Below are 19,052 nucleotides of genomic sequence, written 5' to 3'. Positions count from 1 at the left end.
TGACAGTTGCAATTGCATCCCATCTTGCTCATCGTGGCATCATCGACATCAGAGTGTTCACATCATGTTTGAAGTCTGGGACGAGCATGGTCACGCCACCGGTCTGACACTGCAGGCGCTCAAAGTCAGAATCAGCAACGACTATCAGGGTGATCTGATGGTGCGCTACAGCAACAAGCTGGGACTCCCCACGACCCTCTTTCTGACCATTCATCAGGGCGTTGCCTATCAACGCTTCAAAGCGGGCTCGCCAAAACTGGATTGGGAATGGCTGGCCACCGCAGGCAATGGCCATAGCCCCCGCAATTTTATGAGCGAACAGTTCCCCTTACTCCAGCTCTCCCTCGATAACTGAATGCCCCTCTCTTTCGCTCAATAACGTCAGTTCATCGATGATTTGCTGTAATTGGGTACGAAAGCGTGTCAGCTCATCGGTACAAGCTGGCGATCCAAACTGACGGATTTTTTCTTCCAATCGCCATGCCTGTTCAGCCAATTCCGGCGCCATCATCATGCTGATGGTCCCCGCCTGACGATGCACCCAATTGGCCAATGCATTGTCATCAAGTGGCTCCTGCACCATCGACTGTTCAAGCTCCTGGCGAAATAGTGGAAACATCTGCTGCAACTTGTCACCATGACCAAAAAATGCCTCCATAGCTGCAATATCAATCAAGGTTGGCGCGGGTAAGATCTGCCACTTCTGCAACATCTGATGCAGAGCATCCAGCAGCACCGGTTTGCCCAACAGATCGTCCATGCCCGCGGCAAAACAGCGCTGAGCCTGCTCTGGCAACACATTGGCCGTCATGGCGATGATCAGCTGCCGCTCGCCTTTCTCTGCAGCCCGTATTCTGCGGGTAAACTCGTAACCATCCATCACCGGCATCTGACAGTCACAGAGCACCAGCTCATAGGGATGCTGCGCGACCATCTCGAGAGCCTGCTGGCCATGCTCTGCCACATCGCAGTTCATCCCAACTTGCCTGAGCTGGCGTATCATCAGCGACTGGTTGAGGGGATTATCCTCCACCAGCAATACCCGGCAGGGCTGCATGGGTGCGCTCTTTCGCATCGCTTTCGTTGCCGTCCCATCGCTCAAGCCAAGCTGGCGATAGCAAACTTCCCGCACCGCATGCCAGGTCATGGGATTGCTGTTGAGGATGTAACCCTCCTCATCACAACGATAACCGAGAGGGGTTGCCAGCGGCAGCACCCGGATGAGCCCGTTGCCCGCCAACTCATGGTCTGTGAAACGCAAATGAGCATCACCAGACTCCAACGTTCGTGTTACCCCCAAGGCATCAAGATGCAACAGCAGGGTGTGGCACAGCTTCTCGTCATGGAGATCGATATGGGCTTGCACGCCATTGAGACGGAGATCAGGCTCTCGCTGTGCCAGCACTGGCAACGTGACCGTCAGGCTGATGAAAGTGCCCAGCCCAGGGGCACTCTCCAGCCGGATCTCGCCACCCATCAAGGTGGCCAGGGTCTGGCAGATACTCAGGCCCAAGCCGGTACCACCATAACTACGGGTGGTGGAGCTCTCTGCCTGTTCAAAGGCATTGAAGATCCGGCCAAGCGCCTCTGGGCTCATACCGATGCCGCTGTCGCGCACACCGAAGCACAATTGCTGTTGCCCCTCCCCCTGCGACAGCAGTTGCACCGAGATCTCGATAAAGCCCCGCTCGGTAAATTTGATGGCATTGCTGACAAAGTTGAAGAGGATCTGGCGCAGACGCAGCGCATCACCACTAACCCGAGCCGCCACACCGGCATCCGCCCAGAGATAGACGCGCAATCCCTTGCGATGTACTTCGCTCACCGTCATGGTCAGCACGCTGTCGATCAATTCACGGATGAGAAAAGGGGCCTCTTCGAGTTGCATCTTGCCCGCCTCCAGCTTGGCGAAGTCGAGCACGTTGTCGATCAGCGCATGCAACCCCTGGGCACCGCGGTTGATAACCTCGACCATCTGGCGCTGATCCTGGGTCAGCTCGGTAAAAGTGAGCTGTTCCGCCATACCGACAATGCCATTCATGGGCGTGCGAATCTCGTGGCTCATGGTGGCCAGAAACTCCCCTTTCTGGGTGGCGGCAGACTCCGCTTTGGCCTTGGCTCTGGCCAATGCAGCCTCAACCTGATGACGACGGACTATCTCCTGACGCAGCCGCCAGTAAGCCACCGACAACACCAGAATAAAGAGCGTGATCGCCACCCCGGCGGGCAGCAGGGTACGCACCAGTTTCGCTCTGGGGATCCCTTCGCTGTAATTGAGCGCCAGCCAGCTGTTGCGTATCTGGCGCTTCTCCTTGTCGCTCATGCTGGCAAGCACCCGGTTGACCAAGGGTAGCAAGGGGACGTAAGGCTCACGTACTGCCACAGCCAGTTCATCCTTGAAGGGGGTGGGCGCGGCAATATGAAGTCGGTCATCAAACTGCTCGGTGATAAGACGGGAGACCACCACCAGATTGCCGATATAGGCATCTCCCTGCCCCGCAGCGACACGAGCAAGCCCCTCGTTGGCACTCTTGGTCGTGATCAGTTTAAGGTCAGGCACCATTACCCTCAGCTGGGGGATCAGCATGCTGTCGGTCAGCAACAGCTTTTTACCAGCCAGATCAGAGAGATCCCCGATCGGAATACTACCGCGCGCCGTCACCAGCACCATCGGGAATGATGCGAAGGGTTCACTGGCATGCCAACCCACCAGCCGCTCGATAATGCGAGCGGGTAATACCGCCAGGTCGACTTCGTGATGCAGCAGTTGCTGCTGCAGGTCAGGCCAATCCTTTACCGATATTCGGCTGTAAGCCAACCCCAACTTCTCTTGCAACAGCTTCAGATAATCCGCTATCAAGCCGACCGAATTGCCCTCCTCATCGAGATGGGAGAAGGGCACCCAGCCGGGGATCAGCCCCAGCTTGAGCGGTGGCAGCATCGAGAGCCAGCCACGCTCATCAGGACGCAGTAAAAAATGACTGTGCCCCATAAAGTTGGGCTCCAGGCTCTCCCCCAGCCAGCGTTTCTCCAATGCACTGCGTGCCTCGACCGTCAGCGACTGAATGGCAGTATCAAGCCGGATAGCAAGAGAGTGTTTCTGGCTCGCGACACCAAGATGCAGGGTTTCCATCAACAAGGGAGACTGGGCGACCACCACCAACGCCGGGTGACGCTCGATAAACAGATTGGCCACATGAAGGTTGCCGATATAGGCATCCGCTCGACCTTGCTCAACCGCCTGCAATGCACGGCGCGTATCGACAAAGAGTCGCGGTGTAACATTGGGATAGTGCAGCTTGACCAGCTTCTCGGTCAGAAAGCCTTTTTCGATGGCAATGCTGGCGGACTGCAACCGGCTCACATCCCGAAACAGGGGGCTGTCCTGGCGCACCACCACCACAGTCGGCGAAGTGTAGTAAGGCAGGCTATAGGTGACACACTGACGCACCTCAGAATTAAATGCATCGAGCAGGATATCCAGCTTGCCACGGCAGGCATCGGCATACATGGTTTTCCAGTCAGGGTAGACCTGCCAGGCAATCCGGTAGTCAAGCTTTTTGGCTATTTCCTCCATCAATTCAACACTGAAGCCAGCGGCGACCTTGCCGTCCCACTGCTGGAATGGTCCCCATCCGCCAGCCAATATGCCCACTTCAATCGTTGGTACAGAATGTACCTCCGCCGAAAATACGGAAGGCGTCAAGGAAAAAACAGCGACAATAATTATGAATCGCTTGATTAATGACATAAGCAAACAATACATAGACATAACGATTCACATATATTTGTCAAAAGATATATGCTCCTAAAAAAATGGGGTGCGCACGGTAGTATAGAAATGTTAGCTTTGGTAGCCTGAATATTATTCACCGTTTTATAAGAGGCTCATCCATGTCCTTCAAGATTATTCTTGCTGATGACCACCCCTTGATTCTGACCGGGATCCGTAGCCTGATTGACCAGATAACACCCCATTGTGAAGTGATCGCCGAGGCATATCAGGTATCTGACTTGCTGAAATTATTGCAACAGCATCATTGTGATCTGTTGATCACTGATTTCAGCATGCCGGGAGATATCCGCTGTGATGGACTGGTGATGATCCAGCAGTTGCGTCGGGATTATCCAAACCTGCCCATTATTGTGCTGACCCAGATCCAGAACAGCGCCATCTTGCAATCTCTTATTCAGGTTGGGGTCAACGGTCTGATACTGAAAAAATCGGTTATCAATGAACTGGCCGATGCCATTCGCCAGATATTGCTCGGTCATCGCTATATTGGTCCTGCGGTAAAAATACTGCTGGCCAATGCCGGAATCTCTGCCCAAGGCGAACCCCACCCGCTTACACCAAAGGAGAGCGAAGTGGTGCGCCTACTTGCCAGCGGCATGTCCGTCACTCAGGTTGCCGACTATCTTCATCGCAGTGTCAAAACCATCAGCACCCAGAAAAAGAGCGCAATGATACGGCTGGGTATTAGCAGCGATAGCGCCCTCTTTGACTATGCCAAAAGCAGCGGACTCTATTAATCAATAGCCGCATCAAATATCAGGGTAACATCACCTTTAAAGGAGGAGCCAGGGTATTTCATCATCTCGGCGACCGTCCCACCCACAATCTGAAATCGAATCGCTCTGGCAGCATTGATAACCGGACTTCCCTGTACAGGAAGTACAAATCTGGTTTTATTTGTAGTCAACAGAAATATTTCATTTATGCTGTTAACATAGTGCGTTTTTAAAGGCACTGTTCGCCCCTTGCTATCTTTTAATGCGCACTCGCCACTAGTAGACCATTGATATTGGCAACGCAGTGAGACAGTAAATGGGGCACTAAACCATATTCGAAAAGGAAGATCTTGCTGCAATATGCTTGGCTCTCGCTTTCCACTATGAATCCAATTACTCCACCCACCTGGTGGCAATAAGGTTACTTGGCTATGGCCATCGCTATCTCCTTTGGGAAAATCAACTTTCAATTGATGACGGACTGTCAGTGTAAATTTAAGTTCATGCTCTGTTCCCCCAGAATAAGTTGCATCACCCAGGTCAATATCCTTGTTACGCCCCACCATTATTTTTAAAATACCAGTATACTTTCCGTTTGACATAGTCAATGGATTAGGTGCTTTGATACGAAAGCCATAATTCAGCCAATCGACAGAGTATGATGTTCCATCACCAAGTTGGCTATTGTGATAGCACTCAGACGCACCATTTTGAGCTAAATCATTAATAGAATATAAAAAAAGTTGCCCAGTTACTACAGACCCGAACCACCCCCAAGTACTAAAGCTTTGATAGCAATCACCACCAATAGTATGCATGGGCCATCTATTATTATTGACAATTGGATACTCCATTTTTATTACCTTGGCACCTATATTGTTTGGAATAAATGCCAATTCATGATGTTCTCCATTTTTGCTGTTCGTCAACGTCACTTTTTTAGGACCAGAAAGTCGATAGTAACTTAGGTAGTTCTGTTTACCCTTCGCCGAATTTATTGTTTTTGCTATCGACACTGGGAGTTTTACTATAACCGATGACTCTAGCGGCTTCTGTGGGTCACAATAAGAAATCGGTTGACCGACATCGCACGGAGTGGTGTTGATAAAACGCCCACCACTGACTTCATAGCTCTCAGGTTTATAGTCTGCAGTAATATTAATCACATCAGCCAAAGAAGAGTGACTAAACATCAGTAGAACTAATATTTTAATGGTTTTCATTTTTTACAGTCACACCAGGTGAACATATTAACTCTCCCAATATAATAATCTCCGATGCCTCCGTACGGCTCTGCACTCCTGATGAGTTGTTGCAATGGAGGGTACCATTGTGTTCCACGCTAAATTGCGGCTGTCGTCGGCTCGCTTCCAGCGCAAAGAAGCCATCATTTTCGGTAAATGCCCGCCCTATAGGGTTACTGACCATGGCACCACGCAGCGGCTGGCTTTGCTCGTCCAGCAGGCGACCAATCACAGTAACGGTGCTCACAGCATTCACCTGGCCATAACCCACCCCGCCGCGATTAAGATGGTAGGGGAGCACGGTGGGCTTGATGGTGAGTGGCATCCCCTCGTGGTCGGCCATCTCCAGTTGCAAGGCGCCACTTTGCAAGGCTGGCACCGAGACCAGATGACGACCGGGCCCAAGGGTCTGTACGCTGCCCAGATCGTCGTTGACCCGGATCCGCGCTGCCTCATCATCGGCCGCAATATCGAGGATCATCGCCGCCTCATTGCCCATGCCGCCCGTATCGCGGAAACCGAGCGCCAGATCCCCTTCATGCCCCAGCGCCAGCACACTCTCCAGGTTAACGCCGCCGGTCACCTCTGCGTTATAGGAGGAGTGCTGGGCAAACAGGTCGCCACCCAACCAGGACGACGCGAAACGACCATAGCCGGATAGACCGGTACCATAGCTGTCATGGGTGCTGCCCACGCTGACCTGACGCAGCGGCCCCCAATCCACCTCCTGCTGGTAGTTGAGATAGGCGCTGCGCTGGGCACCGCCCGAGCGTGAGGTATTGCTGCCCAGCCCCAGCGACAACTGGCGATCATCTCCCCCCAAGTTGATAGTGAGACTCAGCGTGCTACCGCGATCCCGCTGCTGCGCCGTGCTCTCGCTGCCGGGACGATCGAACAGGGTCACCCCCCAGGTCACCCAACGCCCCCACAACCGATCGCTATAGTGCCACCCCAGATCGGCACCATTGCCACGACCAGACTGGTGAGAAACATAGAGACTGAGGGAGCCCCACTTTTCCAGCGACTGTTGCAGTGACAGACTGGACACCGCAGTTGCTTCAACCTGCTTGCGCAGATTACGCGAATGGCTGGCCACCAGACTGCTGTTGCCATGCCAGTAGATCCCCTGCAGATCGTAGCCCCACCCCATGCCAACACTCTGGTTGAAGGAGGCAAAGCCGTGAAGCTGACTGGTCGCCTCCCAGTCGAGCGAGAGGGAGTGCTGAGTCCGTCTGTCCACATACTGGCTACCCGCCCCCACCACCAACGAAGGAAGCAACAGGTGGTTCACCGCTACGCCGCCACTGGCCCCCTCCAAATCGCTATCGCCTTGGCGTACCAGCCAGCGGGTCTGGCGTCCGGCAAACAGGTTGAAGCGCCACGGCTCCTCCGGCGTCTGCCAGTTGGAGGGTTTGTAGATCATCTCGCGCCAACGGCGGGTCTCCTGACCATCCTCCAGCAACCGCAGCTCTACCTCGTAGATACCTCCGGGCAGCGATCGGGTATCAAGTGCCTGCAAACCCGATACGACCGGCTGGGACTGGATCAGGTTGCCGTCACGATAGATCTCCACCATGCCCGGTCGTGCCGGTGCCACCTGGATCGGCGCCAGACTGGGCACCCCGCGTTCCCGACGTAGCAGATCCGAGCTGCCCCACATCACGCCAAGCACTGTGGGCGTCGCACCACTGTAGTAGTTGGGTTGACGCACCAACCCCTGCGCCGAGGGAAAGAAGAAGCCGAGACGATAAAAATTGGCCTCATGGAGCCGTTCTCCATAGACCTGAGCCATCCCGAGATCAGTTGGCCCACCCTCTTGCCAGGTGGCATCCCCCTCCATAAAAGGGGTCCACTGTCCCCAGCTGCCCTCCAGCTGCAGGTTGTAGTGACCGTTGCGCTGAGTGCCCTGCACCAAGTTCAGCTGGTTCTGGATCAGCAACCCCTTGCTCTCTTGAGGCAATGCTATAAAGCGCTGATCCCGTGCCTCCTGTTCTACCTCACCGGTCAGCACCGAGAGCTGGGACTCCTCCAGGCTGTATTGCAACCCCACTATGCCTTCAGGACAGGTCCGGCCACACTCGCCGAGCGGCTGCTGGGCTCCCAGCTTGCTCAACCAGCGTTCACGCGCCCCCTCGTCAAAATCGCTCTCCTGCACATCCACCAGTGAAAGCAGCTGTACCGAGTTATCCCGCCCGAGCAGCACTTCCCCATCCCCCAGCAGGCGACCGTCGACGGTCACCCGCACCATCAGGGGAACACCAAAAAAGTGCGCTTCAAACCCTTCTGGCAACTGCCGCGCCTGTTGCAGCAACAGTGCCGGGTCTGCCGCCGCCAGTGAGGCAGAGAGCAACGACCCGAGCAAGAGAAGAAGAGAACGAACCATGAAGAACAACCTGAATGCCTGGAATATCAATTAAAGGGGGCCTGATGACCCCCACATACTCATGTCAGCTGCCTTGAGCAGGCGGTGCCGGCGGTGCCTCCGATTCAAACATCATGCTGACAATCCCCTGATAGTTGCCGGGCTTGTAGCCACCGGTTGGCGCCGCGGCCGGAATAATCTCCAGCCCTACCTGTTTGCCAGTATTGGCATCTGCCTGATTCAGCAAGTCAGCAGATGTAGTGGTCAGCGCAACGCCTGCCACCTTGACCGTCAAGCCGATACTCTCCTTGCCGCTGGCCATGGTTGCGGGATAAACCAGATAACCCTTGATGGGACCAATGGTGCTCTTCATCTCCAGCTGCTTGGCCAAGGGATCCAGCTTTTGGCTAAAGGGGTTGAAGGTCAGTTTCTGTGGGGTACTCATCCAGTCACCCACGGGTTGCACATAAAAGTGTTCGGTCGGGATCTGCGCCGTTACCGTCACCGTATGCTCGATACGCTCGGCCGCCATCAGCGATCCGCTCGCCAGCAACAGGGCGGGAAAAAGCGATACCATCTTCATAGTCACTCCTTAAGGTGTGATTGTCGTTCTTGTGTTATATCGGGATTCAGAGCTTGAACTCCCTGAATGCCGATTTTTTCCCTTCGATCAGTTCAAAACGAACCAATCGGGTTGCCTCTTGACTGACCCGCTTTTTAACGCCGGGCAGCAGATGCATCTTCTCCGGTTGACTGCATGAGCTCTCTTTTTGGTCACACAGTTCCAGATAATCGAGAATAACGGTGGCATTGCCCCGGTTCTCCACATAGAGAACACCGTTTTTACGGTCAATACGGGTGTCATAACGGGTCTCTTTAGGGGCCACAAAGAGAATGGTGCCAAAACCGGTCATGATGCTGACCCCGGCGCTAATCTGTTGCTGTGGTGGTAATTCGGTTATTTCATCGTCCTGTGGTTTGACCGGCACAAAACGCACCCGAAAATAACGTTCTCGCTCCCGCACGCCCATATAGATAAAACGGGTAGCCTGCATACCACCTGCCGGAATAATCAACCGTGATGGACTTGTCACCAACTGACGAACGCCCTCCTCCGGTAACTCCCGCTCCTTCGGCACGCCATCGGCACCATATATAATTTCGGCCAGCGTTATTTTGACAAATGCAGTCTCATCACCAAGATTTCTAACCCGCTTGAGCAGCGTAGTTTTTTCTGCCGACATATAGTCATATAAGGTGCCAACGCTAATATCCGGCGATGCCAAGACATTGCTGCTTAATATAAGCAGCAATACAGTAAAAATCTTATTCATGAATAATAATCACACTGTAAAAACGATAGAGAGTGGTGCCTTCATTGCAGGCTCCGAAAAATATATGGGTTCCATATATGCAAATCGCCCAATGATCATATTTGGCTCAGCGACTCGTCATTGAGGCCAGTCTAGATAATCCATGCACCGGACTTAATCGGAATAATCTGATACTGCCAAAGAATTTTTTCTGCAAACAATCAGACAATTCCTACAGCCAGCTTTCAACATCCTCCCTATTATCCGAAATCATCTCAGTCAGCAGGGAAGTGACATGTTTGCGTTTAAAGAAGAGTTTCCGGTCGGTGACGTGGCATCCCTGACGACAGCGGACATTGCCGTGCCCTTTTATCAGCCAATCGTTGACCGGGATCGCCAGATCATCGGCTTTGAGGCGCTGGCCAGACGCTGGGAACCCCACCAGCAGCGCTATCAGGGAATAGACTTTCCCTCTCTCTGCGATGAGGAGTCCCTGCATGTGGATATCGTTATGCTCAGAGCCATTTGGCGTGATCTGACCGCGCTGGCACGCCATGCTCCTTGTACCCTCTCGATAAACCTCAACCCCGCTTTTGAGAGCCCTACATATAAGAACCTGCTGTTGCTCACTCTCTTGCAGGCCCGCAAGCTGGATATCGCAATCTGGTTCGAGGTGGTGGAGTACGCCCCGCTAGAGCGCAAGGAGTTGGCCCTGATCGAGGTACTGCGCAGCCACGGTGCCCATATCGCCTGCGATGACTTTGGCACCCAGGAGTGCAATTTTCAGCGAGTGATGGCACTCCCCTACGAGATCATCAAGCTGGATCGCTCTCTGCTGCTGCAAGCGACCAAGAGTAGCCATGCCTTGCGCATGCTGACCGGACTGGTGGAGTACCTGCAGCGACTCGGCATGAAGGTGGTGTGCGAAGGGGTGGAAAACCAGACCCATATCGAGATTGCCGATCAGCTCGGCTGTGACTATCAACAGGGTTACGTCTACGCCATGCCCTCCCCCCTCTCCCGTTGGGCCTGAGCGGCTGTTTCATTTCGGCATTCTGTCGGCTCGCGCAGCCAACAATTTCCTGCCAAATTGCATGATGACGTGGGGGCGAGTACAATCTCGCACCCCGAATATCCGGCGCATCTTCTTTCGATAGCCCCGGATATGCCGTCATCGGGTCGCGCTGCATTGAGCCTCCTCTCGGAGGGCATCTTGCACCGCAGCTCAACCACTACGATGCCATCAGGTGGCATCGTCCTGATTTGCAATCAGATATAAAGAGTCCGCCATGTTTAAACCAGAATTGCTCTCCCCCGCAGGTTCCCTCAAGAACATGCGTTACGCCTACGCCTATGGCGCCGATGCCGTCTATGCCGGTCAGCCCCGCTACAGCCTGCGGGTGCGCAACAACGAATTCGATCACGAAAACCTGCAGTTGGGCATCAACGAAGCCCATGCACTGGGCAAGCAGTTCTATGTGGTGGCCAACATCCAGCCCCACAACTCCAAGCTCAAGACCTTTATCCGCGACATGCGCCCCGTGGTGGAGATGAAGCCCGATGCGCTGATCATGTCCGACCCCGGTCTTATCATGATGATGCGTGAAGCCTTCCCTGATATGCCCATTCACCTCTCGGTGCAGGCCAACGCGGTCAACTGGGCCACGGTGAAGTTCTGGCATCAAATGGGCCTGACCCGCGCCATCCTCTCCCGCGAGCTGTCGCTGGACGAGATCGAAGAGATCCGCATGCAGGTACCGGAGATGGAGCTGGAAGTGTTCGTTCACGGCGCGCTGTGCATGGCCTACTCCGGCCGCTGCCTGCTCTCCGGCTATATCAACAAGCGTGACCCCAACCAGGGCACCTGCACCAACTCCTGCCGCTGGGAGTACAAGGTGCACGAAGGTAAAGAAGATGACGTGGGCCAGATCGTCCACCGTCAGGAGCCCATCGCAGTGCGTCCGGACAACACGCTAGGCCTTGGCAAACCGACCGATGCGCTGGTGCTGCTGGAAGAGTCCAACCGCCCGGGCGAGTACATGAGCGCGTTCGAAGACGAACACGGCACCTACATCATGAACTCCAAGGACTTGCGCGCGGTCGAGCACGTCGAGCGACTGACCAAGATGGGCGTTCACTCCCTGAAAATCGAAGGGCGCACCAAATCCTTCTACTACTGCGCCCGTACCGCTCAGGTTTACCGCAAGGCCATCGACGATGCGGTGGCGGGTCGTCCGTTCGATCGCAGTCTGATGGGCACCCTCGAAAATCTGGCCCACCGCGGCTACACCGAGGGCTTCCTGCGCCGTCACAACCACAGCGAATACCAGAACTACGACTACGGCTACTCCGTCTCCGACACCCAGCAGTTTGTCGGCGAGATCACCGGTCGCAAAGGTGACATGGTCGAGGTCGAGGTGAAGAACAAGTTCCTGGTGGGCAACAACCTGGAGCTGATGACCCCGCAGGGCAACGTCCGTTTCAATCTGGAGCAGATGGAGAACCGCAAAGGGGAGCTTATCGACACCGCGCCGGGCAACGGTCACGTGGTCTATGTGCCGGTCCCGAAAGATCTGGATGTGAACTACGGCATTTTGCTGCGCAATCTGGGCGACAGCCAGGATACCCGCAACCCGCACACGGCGGCCTGAAATGGCGCTGCTCATCACCGACAAGTGCATCAACTGTGACATGTGCGATCCCGAGTGCCCCAACCAGGCTATCAGCCTGGGTGAGGAGATCTACGAGATCGACCCCAGTCGCTGCACCGAGTGCGTCGGTCACTATGAGAAGCCGACCTGCATCAGTGTCTGCCCTATCGACTGCATCATCTGGGATCCCGCTCATGTGGAGACCGAAGATCAGCTGATGGAGAAGTTTGTACGGATGCACAGGCAATAAAACGAAAAAAGGCCGAGCAATCGGCCTTTTTTGATCCTGCGTGCAGCGGCTGGCCATCACTTGCCGACCAGCCGGATCAGTTTGTCCAGCTCACGCTGGGCCTCCAGCATCCGGGTCTGGGACTCCTCCAGCCTGGCCTGTCGCTTGGCAATCTTCTCCGGTTTGCCACTGACTCTCGCCTCCTGCAGATCGAGCAGGCGCTCGTTCACCTCGCCACGCAGTTTGTTAACCCGCTCTTTCTGCTCCTTGAGCAGACCTTCATCGGTACAGTTGGCCTTGATATTGCGCGCGGCCTGTTCCAGCCCGGCAATCTGCCCGGCGTTATTGTGTGCTTTGGCAAACACCAGCTGGTCGTTGACGGCCTGCAGACGAGCCTTGCAACCGACCACCTCACTGCCAAAGGCCTGACCCGCCAACAGCAGCAAGCCGGCTCCCAATACTTTCCACATCTCGATTCATCCGGTCTTGTTTGCGAGCTGACCATAAAAACCTCGATCGGCAGCAGGGTCAAGCAAGCGGGAAAAAGGTGCGACAGAAGTTGTGCAACATCACGCAATTGCCACCCTGTTGGTTCTACAATGGCGCTCTTTCCAATCGGGAGTCTGTTATGAATCAACAAATTGTGGTCATTGCCAACGGTGCCCCCTATGGCAGCGAATCCCTGTTCAACGCCCTGCGTCTCGCTATCGCCCTCAACGAACAGGGTGGTGCCAGCCTGAAGCTGTTCCTGATGTCAGATGCGGTGAGTGCAGCACTGGCCGGTCAGGCTCCGGCCGAAGGGTACAACCTGCGCCAGATGCTGGAGATCCTGCTGGCACAGGGCGTCACCATTCGCCTGTGCAAGACCTGCACCGATGCCCGTGGCATCACCGCCCTGCCGCTGATCGAGGGCATTGAGGTCGGCACCCTGCCGATGCTGGCCCAATGGACGCTGGCTGCCGACAAGGTGCTGACGTTCTGAGCACCCTCTCCGGATCTCTTGCCTCTTTAGCTCTCACCTGACCCTCCATGACCCCCGCCACACGGGGGCATTGCGCACGCCGCCAGCCTCACTGACTACACTATCAGTTGCCACGCCAGCTTGTTTGTCCCACCTCACGGACAGCGTAACGCCCAGTAATAAACCGAGGACGACGATGAATCCGACCGAACAGACCCTGCTTGAGCAGATGAGGATCACCGACTTCGAGATTGCCCATCGCAAGGAGTTATTGCTGCTCAATGAGCAGGATGTGGCGCGGCTGGCAAGTTATTGCAGCAAGATAGAACCACGGATCGACGCCCTGGTGGATCGCTTCTACCAGCAGCAGACGGCCATCACCGAGATCGCCCTGTTGATCGGGGATGCCGATACCCTCATACGGTTGCGCACCGCGCAACGGCGCTATGTGCTCGATCTCTTCAGCGGCCATTACGATCTGGAGTACGTCAACAACCGGCTGCGGATCGGGTTGGTTCACAAGCGGATCGGGGTCGAACCCAAGCTCTATCTGGCCGCCATCAACACCCTCAAAGCCCTGCTGATCGAGGATATGTTCGAGCAGATCCACGATGAACCGGAGCGTCTCGTCATGCTGGCCGCACTGGACAAACTCTTTCTGTTCGACATCACTCTGGTCTTCGAAACCTACATTCGCAGTCTGGTGTCGGAAATAGAGTCATCCAGAGAGAAGTCGGAGAACTATGCCAAGAGTCTGGAGCAGAAAGTACGCGAGCGTACCAAACAACTGGAGGAGCTGAACCGCACCGATGCCCTGACCGGATTGCTCAACGTTCGCCACCTCAACGAACTGTTGCTGCTAAGCCTGCGCACCTGTCAGCGCCGTGCCGAACCCATGGCAATCGCCTATCTCGATATCGACAACTTCAAGAAAATCAACGATACCGAAGGTCACCAGCGCGGAGACGAGATCCTGCGCATCGTTGGCCACTGCATCCGTCAGGTCTTTCGCGCCGAAGACAGCTGCTTTCGTTATGGCGGAGATGAGTTCTGCCTGATCCTGCCCAACTGCAACGAGAGTCAGGCGCGGGATATCTATCTCAAACGATTGATCAACACCGTCAAGGAGCAGCTGGGCGATCTCACTCTCAGTATCGGCATAGTGCAGACCGGGCCGGAGCACTACGACGACGGGCTAAACCTGATCCGCCTCGCCGACGAGAGGATGTACGCAGCCAAGAAGGCGCTCAAAGAGAAGACGCCGGGTAGCACTCACTGAACATTCAGCATCAAGGATCCCTGCGTTAACCGGGTCAGTTCCGCTCAACCACAGACGTGGCCGCAGCGGGACGCTGTACTCTGGCCCCCCACTCATAAAGCGCAAAAATCGCCACACAGAGCAGCGCCATCAGCACATAGAGCAACTGCCCGCTCCACTGCTCGAGGATCCAGCCTCCCAGCAGAGCACCGGCGGCCCCTCCCAACCCGGCCAGTGCGCTGGCGCCAAAATAGCTCCCCTTGAGGTGGGTGGGAGCCATCTGGTCGATCAGCACGTTGAGCAGGGGGAAGAGGATGGTCTCGCCGATGCTGAGCAGCAGCACGGCGCCAAACCAGTGGCTGCGCACCATCGGGTCCCCCAGCGCGAAGAGCAGCTGGGCCGCCAGAAAGAGCGCCATACCGATATGAAGACGCACCCGTACCGGCCAGCGTGACAACAACCGCAGCAGCGGAAACTGCAGCAACACCACGGTCAGGGCATTGGTCGCCACCAGCAGAGCAACCAGCTCGGCCACCTGCGGCATATCAGCCCGGGTCAGGTATTGCACCAGCGGCGAGTGAAACTGGGAGTAGACCAGCACCATCAGGAGATTGGCCATCACCAGCAGCAGGAAGGCGCGATCCGCCAGCAACACCTTGATGGCATCCCGCAGTCCGGGGCCTGCCGCCCCCGGCTTGCCTGTGTTGCCAGCCCGGCGAAATCCCCAGCCAAAGGCCAGCGCCAGCAGCAGATAGCTCACCACCAGAAACAGGAAGGTCTCCTGCTGGGCGTTGATCCCGAGGGTCACCCCGAGCAGAGGCCCCAACGCCGCCCCCAGGTTGAGCAGAAAATAGCGCAGGTGCAGTGCCAGCTCCCTCGCCTTGGCCGAGGCCAGACTGTCGGCCATCAACGCCTTGCCGGGGGCATCGATGAGCCCCGACGAGAGGCCGCTACCCATCACCCCGACCCCAAGCCAGAACACCGCATGGGAGAAGCCGAGCAGGCCGAAACAGAGCATCGCCACCAGACAACCGGCCAGCAGTATGCTGCGCCGCCCGAAGCGATCAGAGAGCCAGCCGCCGTAAAAACTGACCAGGGTAGAGAGGGCCATTGAGCCACCCAGCAACAGGCCAATGAAGGTGGCCGAAAGGTCATACTCCCGATAGAGCAGAATGGAGAGGAAGGGCCACACCATGTAGTAGCTGGTACGCACCATAAAGGTGCCCAGAATGACGATCCAGACCAGCGGGGTAAATTGCCTGAAGGTGCTCCATGACATCGCTATACTCCATGCCCCGCAGCTCTTACCACAAGATCCTGTCATAAACGGGGAAAGCATTCAGTTGTAACAGAGGGCCTCAATAGAAACAACCTTTGCTCACCGACAAGGTGCAACCGGATGCAAAAAGGCCAGCCGATGGGCTCGGCTGGCCTTTTTATCACGGGATTTCCCTCGGGCTAGCGCCAGAGGGCCAGGCTTAGCGCCAAGGGCTTTGCTGCCACAGCCGCCCAAGTCCTGCCTCGAGCGCCTGCGCGCCCTGCTGCCCCAGCTTCTGGGTCAGGCTTTTTGGCTTACGATAGCTGATGCCGATCACCTTGTGGTGGCTGGCCTGCGCCAGCAGATAGTCATCGCTGGTGCAGAGGGTATCCACCAGCCCCAACCCCTTGGCCTGACTCGCCAGCCAGTGTTCACCGGTCGTGACCTGATCGATATCGAGTTGCGGGCGGTGTTCGGCCACAAAGGCCTTGAAGCGCTCGTGGATCGCCGCCAGCTCCTCGCGAAACTTCTCGCGCCCCAGATCGTCGTTCTCGCCAAACATGGTGATGGTGCGCTTGTACTGACCGGCGGTGTGCATCTCGAATTCGATGTCATGCTTTTTCAACAACTTGTTGAAGTTCGGCATCTGGGCGATCACCCCGATGGAGCCGACGATGGCAAAGGGGGCAGCCAGGATCTTGTCCGCCACGCAGGCCATCATGTAGCCGCCGCTCGCCGCCACCTTGTCGATAGCCACGGTGAGCTTGATGTCACGATCGCGCAGCCGCTGCAGCTGGGAAGCGGCCAAGCCGTAACCATGCACCACGCCGCCACCGGATTCGAGCCGCAGCAGCACCTCGTCGCCGGGCTGGGCGACGCCGATCACCGCGCTCACCTCCTCGCGCAGGGAGGCCACCTCTTTGGCATCCATGCTGCCGTTGAAATCGAGCACGAACAGGCGACTGCGCTCATCCCCCGCCTTGGCGCGTTTTTTCTGCTCCTCTTTCTGCTGCTTTTCCATCACCTTTCGCTCGGTCTTGCTGGCGAGCGCGCTCTTGAGCGCAAACTGCCCCTGCTCCAGCTCGCTCGAGAGATCGGTCACCACCAGCTCACCCTTGCGCGCTTTCGGCTGGCGAGTGCTGACGATCATCAGGATGATGGCGCCGATGGCCAGCAGGAAGGTCACTGTCTTGGCCAGAAACAGGCCATATTCGGTCAGAAATGTCACGATGGACTCCAGAATGGATCGGTTTTCGTCACATTCTAGGGAGTTTGATGGAGGCGCGCAAAAAATCGCAGCCAGTGCCAGGAAAAACCAACCCGAGCATCACAACCTCTCTATTTTCTTCACATTTTTCTTGCCGCTGGCTGGTCAAACAGGCGCGCGGATCAGTACACTTGGCGCCGATTGCCATGCACTTATGGCCGGAATTTGTTAACAGGAGTTGTCATGCTCGATTATCAGGCGCCCCGCGATCTGCTCAAGGATAAAGTCATTCTGGTCACCGGTGCCGGCGACGGGATCGGCCGCGAAGCCGCCCTCACCTACGCCGCTCACGGTGCCACCGTGATCCTGCTCGGCCGCACCAGCGCCAAACTCGAAGCCGTGTATGACCAGATTGAAGCGGCCGGTTATCCGCTGCCCGCCATCGTGCCGGTGGATCTGAAAGGGGCCACCGCTGCCCACTACCGCGGCATGGCCGAAACCTTCGCCCAGCAGTTTGGCCGCCTCGATGGCGTGCTGTTCAACGCCGGTCTGCTTGGCACCCTCTCTCCGTTTGAACACATTCAGGAGAAGGAGTGGGACGAGGTGATGCAGGTCAACGTCAAATCGGAATTCCTGCTGACCCAGGCGCTGCTGCCGCTGCTGCGCCAGACCGCCAAGACGCAGGGCGATGCCTCCATCGTCTACACCTCCTCCAGCGTGGGGCGCAAGGGGCGCGCCTACTGGGGCACCTATGCTATCTCCAAATTTGCCATCGAGGGGATGATGGAAGTGCTGGCCGACGAGCTTGAGAACACCGGTGTGCGGGTCAATACCCTAAACCCGGGCGGTACCCGTACCAAGATGCGCGCCAGCGCCTTCCCGGCGGAAGATCCCATGAACCTCAAGACTCCGGCCGACCTGATGCCGCTCTACCTCTACCTGATGGGATCGGACAGCCGCGGCAAAACCGGCCAGACCTTTGTGGCTCAGCCAAAATAAACAAGTTGCGTGGCCCAGCCCAAATAAATCAATAAAATACCCAGAGTGTTGTGCGGCAGGGGTTAAATTGAATAGGGGGCACAGGCTCCCTGTTCGAACCACTGACCATCCTATCTCCAATCAGGTTGAACTATGTTTCGTCCCAAGAGCACGTTTGAGCAATGGCGGATCTTTCAGGCGGTGGTCGACTGCGGCGGCTACGCCCAGGCGGCCGAGGCGCTGAACAAGAGCCAGTCCTCCCTCAATCATGCGGTTGCGAAGTTGCAGCAGAGTCTGGGGGTGCCCTTGCTGGAGGTGCGCGGCCGCAAGGCGGTGCTGACGCCGGCGGGCGAGATCTTCCTCAAGCGGGCCCGCCAACTGAGCCAGCAGGTGGAGGAGCTGGAAAATCTGGCCAACAACCTGGAGCGGCAGTGGGAGCCGCAGATAAACCTCTATGTTTCGGCGCTGCAGCCAAGGGATCGCCTCTATCGGGCGCTGGCCAGCTTCTATCCCCGCAGCCGGGGTTGCCGGGTCAACCTGCACGAACGCATTCACTGCCACTTCAACGCCCTGCAACCGGGGGATCTGATGCTCTCCGAGCACCTGCCCGGCGATCGCACCGGTCTGCTGCTGGACGAGGTGTGCCTGCTGCCCCTCTGCGCCGCCAGCCATCCGCTGGCACAGGAGGAGGGGCCCATCCGCAGCGACGTATTGACCAGTCACAACCAGATCAGCCTTCATCCCCCCATTCACCGCTCGGTGGACTGGAACGATGCGGATGACACCGGCTGGAAGGCGACCCACTACCACGAAGTGCTCGCCATGCTACGCCTCGGCCTCGGCTATGCCTGGCTGCCGCGCCATCTGGTTGAGCGAGAGCTGGCGGAAGGGTCACTCATACAGCTGGATCTGGAAAGCGGCAACGAGCGCCACCTCTACACCTATCTGCTGACCCTCTCCCCCGAATCCCTCGGCCCCGCGACCGAGCTGCTGCTGCGCTGCCTGCGCAACGAATATCAGGGCGAATCAGCGCCGCTTCCGCACGCCCAGCCCCAACACGACAAATAACAGCCAGCCCC

At 56.6% G+C, this 19,052-nt stretch carries 17 protein-coding genes; 9 read left to right on the top strand and 8 right to left on the bottom strand.

Translation table 11 applies throughout. The features are described from left to right. The first annotated feature begins 64 nt into the window (after positions 1 to 64). The gene (locus ACTG20_RS07645) at positions 65 to 355 is read left to right on the top strand and encodes a hypothetical protein (protein ID WP_042082561.1); all 291 of its coding nucleotides are present in this window, start codon (positions 65 to 67) and stop codon (positions 353 to 355) included. Here the strand turns inward: ACTG20_RS07645 and ACTG20_RS07640 are convergent. After that, complete coding sequence (locus ACTG20_RS07640) at positions 329 to 3,646, bottom strand: ATP-binding protein (protein WP_194496746.1); 3,318 nt, start codon at positions 3,644 to 3,646, stop codon at positions 329 to 331. The genes ACTG20_RS07645 and ACTG20_RS07640 overlap by 27 nt on opposite strands. Before the next feature lie 248 nt (positions 3,647 to 3,894). Here ACTG20_RS07640 and ACTG20_RS07635 point away from each other — a divergent pair, with 248 nt between their 5' ends. Next, positions 3,895 to 4,533 carry a response regulator gene (locus ACTG20_RS07635; protein ID WP_103250811.1) on the top strand — a complete coding sequence of 213 codons (639 nt, stop codon included), beginning with the start codon at positions 3,895 to 3,897 and terminating at the stop codon, positions 4,531 to 4,533. Here ACTG20_RS07635 and ACTG20_RS07630 read toward each other — a convergent pair. From ACTG20_RS07630 to ACTG20_RS07615, 4 genes are all read right to left on the bottom strand, one after another. Continuing rightward, positions 4,530 to 5,735, bottom strand: a complete 1,206-nt coding sequence (locus ACTG20_RS07630; protein ID WP_439987539.1) for a hypothetical protein — start codon at positions 5,733 to 5,735, stop codon at positions 4,530 to 4,532. The genes ACTG20_RS07635 and ACTG20_RS07630 overlap by 4 nt on opposite strands. Further along, positions 5,722 to 8,139 (bottom strand): TcfC E-set like domain-containing protein, encoded by a 2,418-nt coding sequence (locus tag ACTG20_RS07625; protein ID WP_194496748.1) that lies wholly within the window; start codon positions 8,137 to 8,139, stop codon positions 5,722 to 5,724. The genes ACTG20_RS07630 and ACTG20_RS07625 overlap by 14 nt, the downstream gene beginning before the upstream one ends. Positions 8,140 to 8,203: 64 nt before the next feature. Continuing rightward, positions 8,204 to 8,701, bottom strand: a complete 498-nt coding sequence (locus tag ACTG20_RS07620; RefSeq protein ID WP_194496749.1) for a CS1 type fimbrial major subunit — start codon at positions 8,699 to 8,701, stop codon at positions 8,204 to 8,206. A 46-nt stretch (positions 8,702 to 8,747) separates the two neighbouring features. Further along, positions 8,748 to 9,452, bottom strand: a complete 705-nt coding sequence (locus ACTG20_RS07615) for a hypothetical protein (RefSeq protein WP_194496750.1) — start codon at positions 9,450 to 9,452, stop codon at positions 8,748 to 8,750. 274 nt (positions 9,453 to 9,726) lie between these two features. Here ACTG20_RS07615 and ACTG20_RS07610 point away from each other — a divergent pair, with 274 nt between their 5' ends. The 3 genes from ACTG20_RS07610 to ACTG20_RS07600 all read left to right on the top strand — a co-directional run bounded on the left by ACTG20_RS07610 (position 9,727) and on the right by ACTG20_RS07600 (position 12,332). Further along, the gene (locus tag ACTG20_RS07610; protein WP_194496751.1) at positions 9,727 to 10,464 is read left to right on the top strand and encodes an EAL domain-containing protein; all 738 of its coding nucleotides are present in this window, start codon (positions 9,727 to 9,729) and stop codon (positions 10,462 to 10,464) included. A gap of 256 nt (positions 10,465 to 10,720) precedes the next feature. Beyond that, a complete protein-coding gene (gene trhP, locus ACTG20_RS07605; protein ID WP_005334895.1) occupies positions 10,721 to 12,082 on the top strand; it encodes a prephenate-dependent tRNA uridine(34) hydroxylase TrhP in 1,362 nt (453 codons plus the stop codon). A gap of 1 nt (position 12,083) precedes the next feature. Continuing rightward, complete coding sequence (locus ACTG20_RS07600; RefSeq protein ID WP_005334896.1) at positions 12,084 to 12,332, top strand: YfhL family 4Fe-4S dicluster ferredoxin; 249 nt, start codon at positions 12,084 to 12,086, stop codon at positions 12,330 to 12,332. A 56-nt stretch (positions 12,333 to 12,388) separates the two neighbouring features. Here the strand turns inward: ACTG20_RS07600 and ACTG20_RS07595 are convergent, their stop codons facing one another. Further along, on the bottom strand, positions 12,389 to 12,781 hold the full coding sequence (locus tag ACTG20_RS07595; protein WP_194496752.1) for a DUF1090 domain-containing protein: 393 nt from the start codon (positions 12,779 to 12,781) through the stop codon (positions 12,389 to 12,391). A gap of 158 nt (positions 12,782 to 12,939) precedes the next feature. Here ACTG20_RS07595 and ACTG20_RS07590 point away from each other — a divergent pair, with 158 nt between their 5' ends. Next, positions 12,940 to 13,293, top strand: a complete 354-nt coding sequence (locus ACTG20_RS07590; protein WP_005334901.1) for a DsrE/DsrF/TusD sulfur relay family protein — start codon at positions 12,940 to 12,942, stop codon at positions 13,291 to 13,293. A gap of 175 nt (positions 13,294 to 13,468) precedes the next feature. Then, entirely contained in the window at positions 13,469 to 14,551 is a 1,083-nt protein-coding gene (locus ACTG20_RS07585; protein ID WP_194496753.1) for a diguanylate cyclase, read from the top strand. Between the two features lie 34 nt (positions 14,552 to 14,585). Here ACTG20_RS07585 and ACTG20_RS07580 read toward each other — a convergent pair whose 3' ends face one another. Further along, positions 14,586 to 15,809 carry an MFS transporter gene (locus ACTG20_RS07580; protein ID WP_194496754.1) on the bottom strand — a complete coding sequence of 408 codons (1,224 nt, stop codon included), beginning with the start codon at positions 15,807 to 15,809 and terminating at the stop codon, positions 14,586 to 14,588. Between the two features lie 199 nt (positions 15,810 to 16,008). Beyond that, positions 16,009 to 17,016 (bottom strand): protease SohB, encoded by a 1,008-nt coding sequence (gene sohB, locus ACTG20_RS07575; RefSeq protein ID WP_103250804.1) that lies wholly within the window; start codon positions 17,014 to 17,016, stop codon positions 16,009 to 16,011. 222 nt (positions 17,017 to 17,238) lie between these two features. Here sohB and ACTG20_RS07570 point away from each other — a divergent pair, with 222 nt between their 5' ends. After that, entirely contained in the window at positions 17,239 to 17,994 is a 756-nt protein-coding gene (locus ACTG20_RS07570) for a YciK family oxidoreductase (RefSeq protein WP_040069067.1), read from the top strand. Between the two features lie 132 nt (positions 17,995 to 18,126). Beyond that, positions 18,127 to 19,041, top strand: a complete 915-nt coding sequence (locus ACTG20_RS07565; RefSeq protein WP_064340871.1) for a LysR family transcriptional regulator — start codon at positions 18,127 to 18,129, stop codon at positions 19,039 to 19,041. The last annotated feature ends 11 nt before the right edge of the window (positions 19,042 to 19,052 follow it).

This window comes from Aeromonas sp. 84A (assembly GCF_051919345.1).
In the GTDB taxonomy this organism is placed as follows: domain Bacteria; phylum Pseudomonadota; class Gammaproteobacteria; order Enterobacterales; family Aeromonadaceae; genus Aeromonas; species Aeromonas veronii.
The sequence above is the reverse complement of the archived record's forward strand: the minus strand, read 5'-3'. Positions and strand labels throughout refer to the sequence as shown.

Bases quoted from the DNA above. Each gene is read 5' to 3' on its own strand.
- ACTG20_RS07625 (WP_194496748.1), bottom strand. From the start codon at position 8,139: ATGGTTCGTTCTCTTCTTCTCTTGCTCGGGTCGTTGCTCTCTGCCTCA.
- ACTG20_RS07600 (WP_005334896.1), top strand. From the start codon at position 12,084: ATGGCGCTGCTCATCACCGACAAGTGCATCAACTGTGACATGTGCGAT.
- ACTG20_RS07595 (WP_194496752.1), bottom strand. From the start codon at position 12,781: ATGTGGAAAGTATTGGGAGCCGGCTTGCTGCTGTTGGCGGGTCAGGCC.
- ACTG20_RS07565 (WP_064340871.1), top strand. From the start codon at position 18,127: ATGTTTCGTCCCAAGAGCACGTTTGAGCAATGGCGGATCTTTCAGGCG.
- ACTG20_RS07615 (WP_194496750.1), bottom strand. From the start codon at position 9,452: ATGAATAAGATTTTTACTGTATTGCTGCTTATATTAAGCAGCAATGTC.
- ACTG20_RS07570 (WP_040069067.1), top strand. From the start codon at position 17,239: ATGCTCGATTATCAGGCGCCCCGCGATCTGCTCAAGGATAAAGTCATT.
- ACTG20_RS07585 (WP_194496753.1), top strand. From the start codon at position 13,469: ATGAATCCGACCGAACAGACCCTGCTTGAGCAGATGAGGATCACCGAC.
- trhP (WP_005334895.1), top strand. From the start codon at position 10,721: ATGTTTAAACCAGAATTGCTCTCCCCCGCAGGTTCCCTCAAGAACATG.
- ACTG20_RS07590 (WP_005334901.1), top strand. From the start codon at position 12,940: ATGAATCAACAAATTGTGGTCATTGCCAACGGTGCCCCCTATGGCAGC.
- ACTG20_RS07635 (WP_103250811.1), top strand. From the start codon at position 3,895: ATGTCCTTCAAGATTATTCTTGCTGATGACCACCCCTTGATTCTGACC.
- ACTG20_RS07580 (WP_194496754.1), bottom strand. From the start codon at position 15,809: ATGTCATGGAGCACCTTCAGGCAATTTACCCCGCTGGTCTGGATCGTC.
- ACTG20_RS07610 (WP_194496751.1), top strand. From the start codon at position 9,727: ATGTTTGCGTTTAAAGAAGAGTTTCCGGTCGGTGACGTGGCATCCCTG.
- ACTG20_RS07630 (WP_439987539.1), bottom strand. From the start codon at position 5,735: ATGAAAACCATTAAAATATTAGTTCTACTGATGTTTAGTCACTCTTCT.
- ACTG20_RS07620 (WP_194496749.1), bottom strand. From the start codon at position 8,701: ATGAAGATGGTATCGCTTTTTCCCGCCCTGTTGCTGGCGAGCGGATCG.
- ACTG20_RS07645 (WP_042082561.1), top strand. From the start codon at position 65: ATGTTTGAAGTCTGGGACGAGCATGGTCACGCCACCGGTCTGACACTG.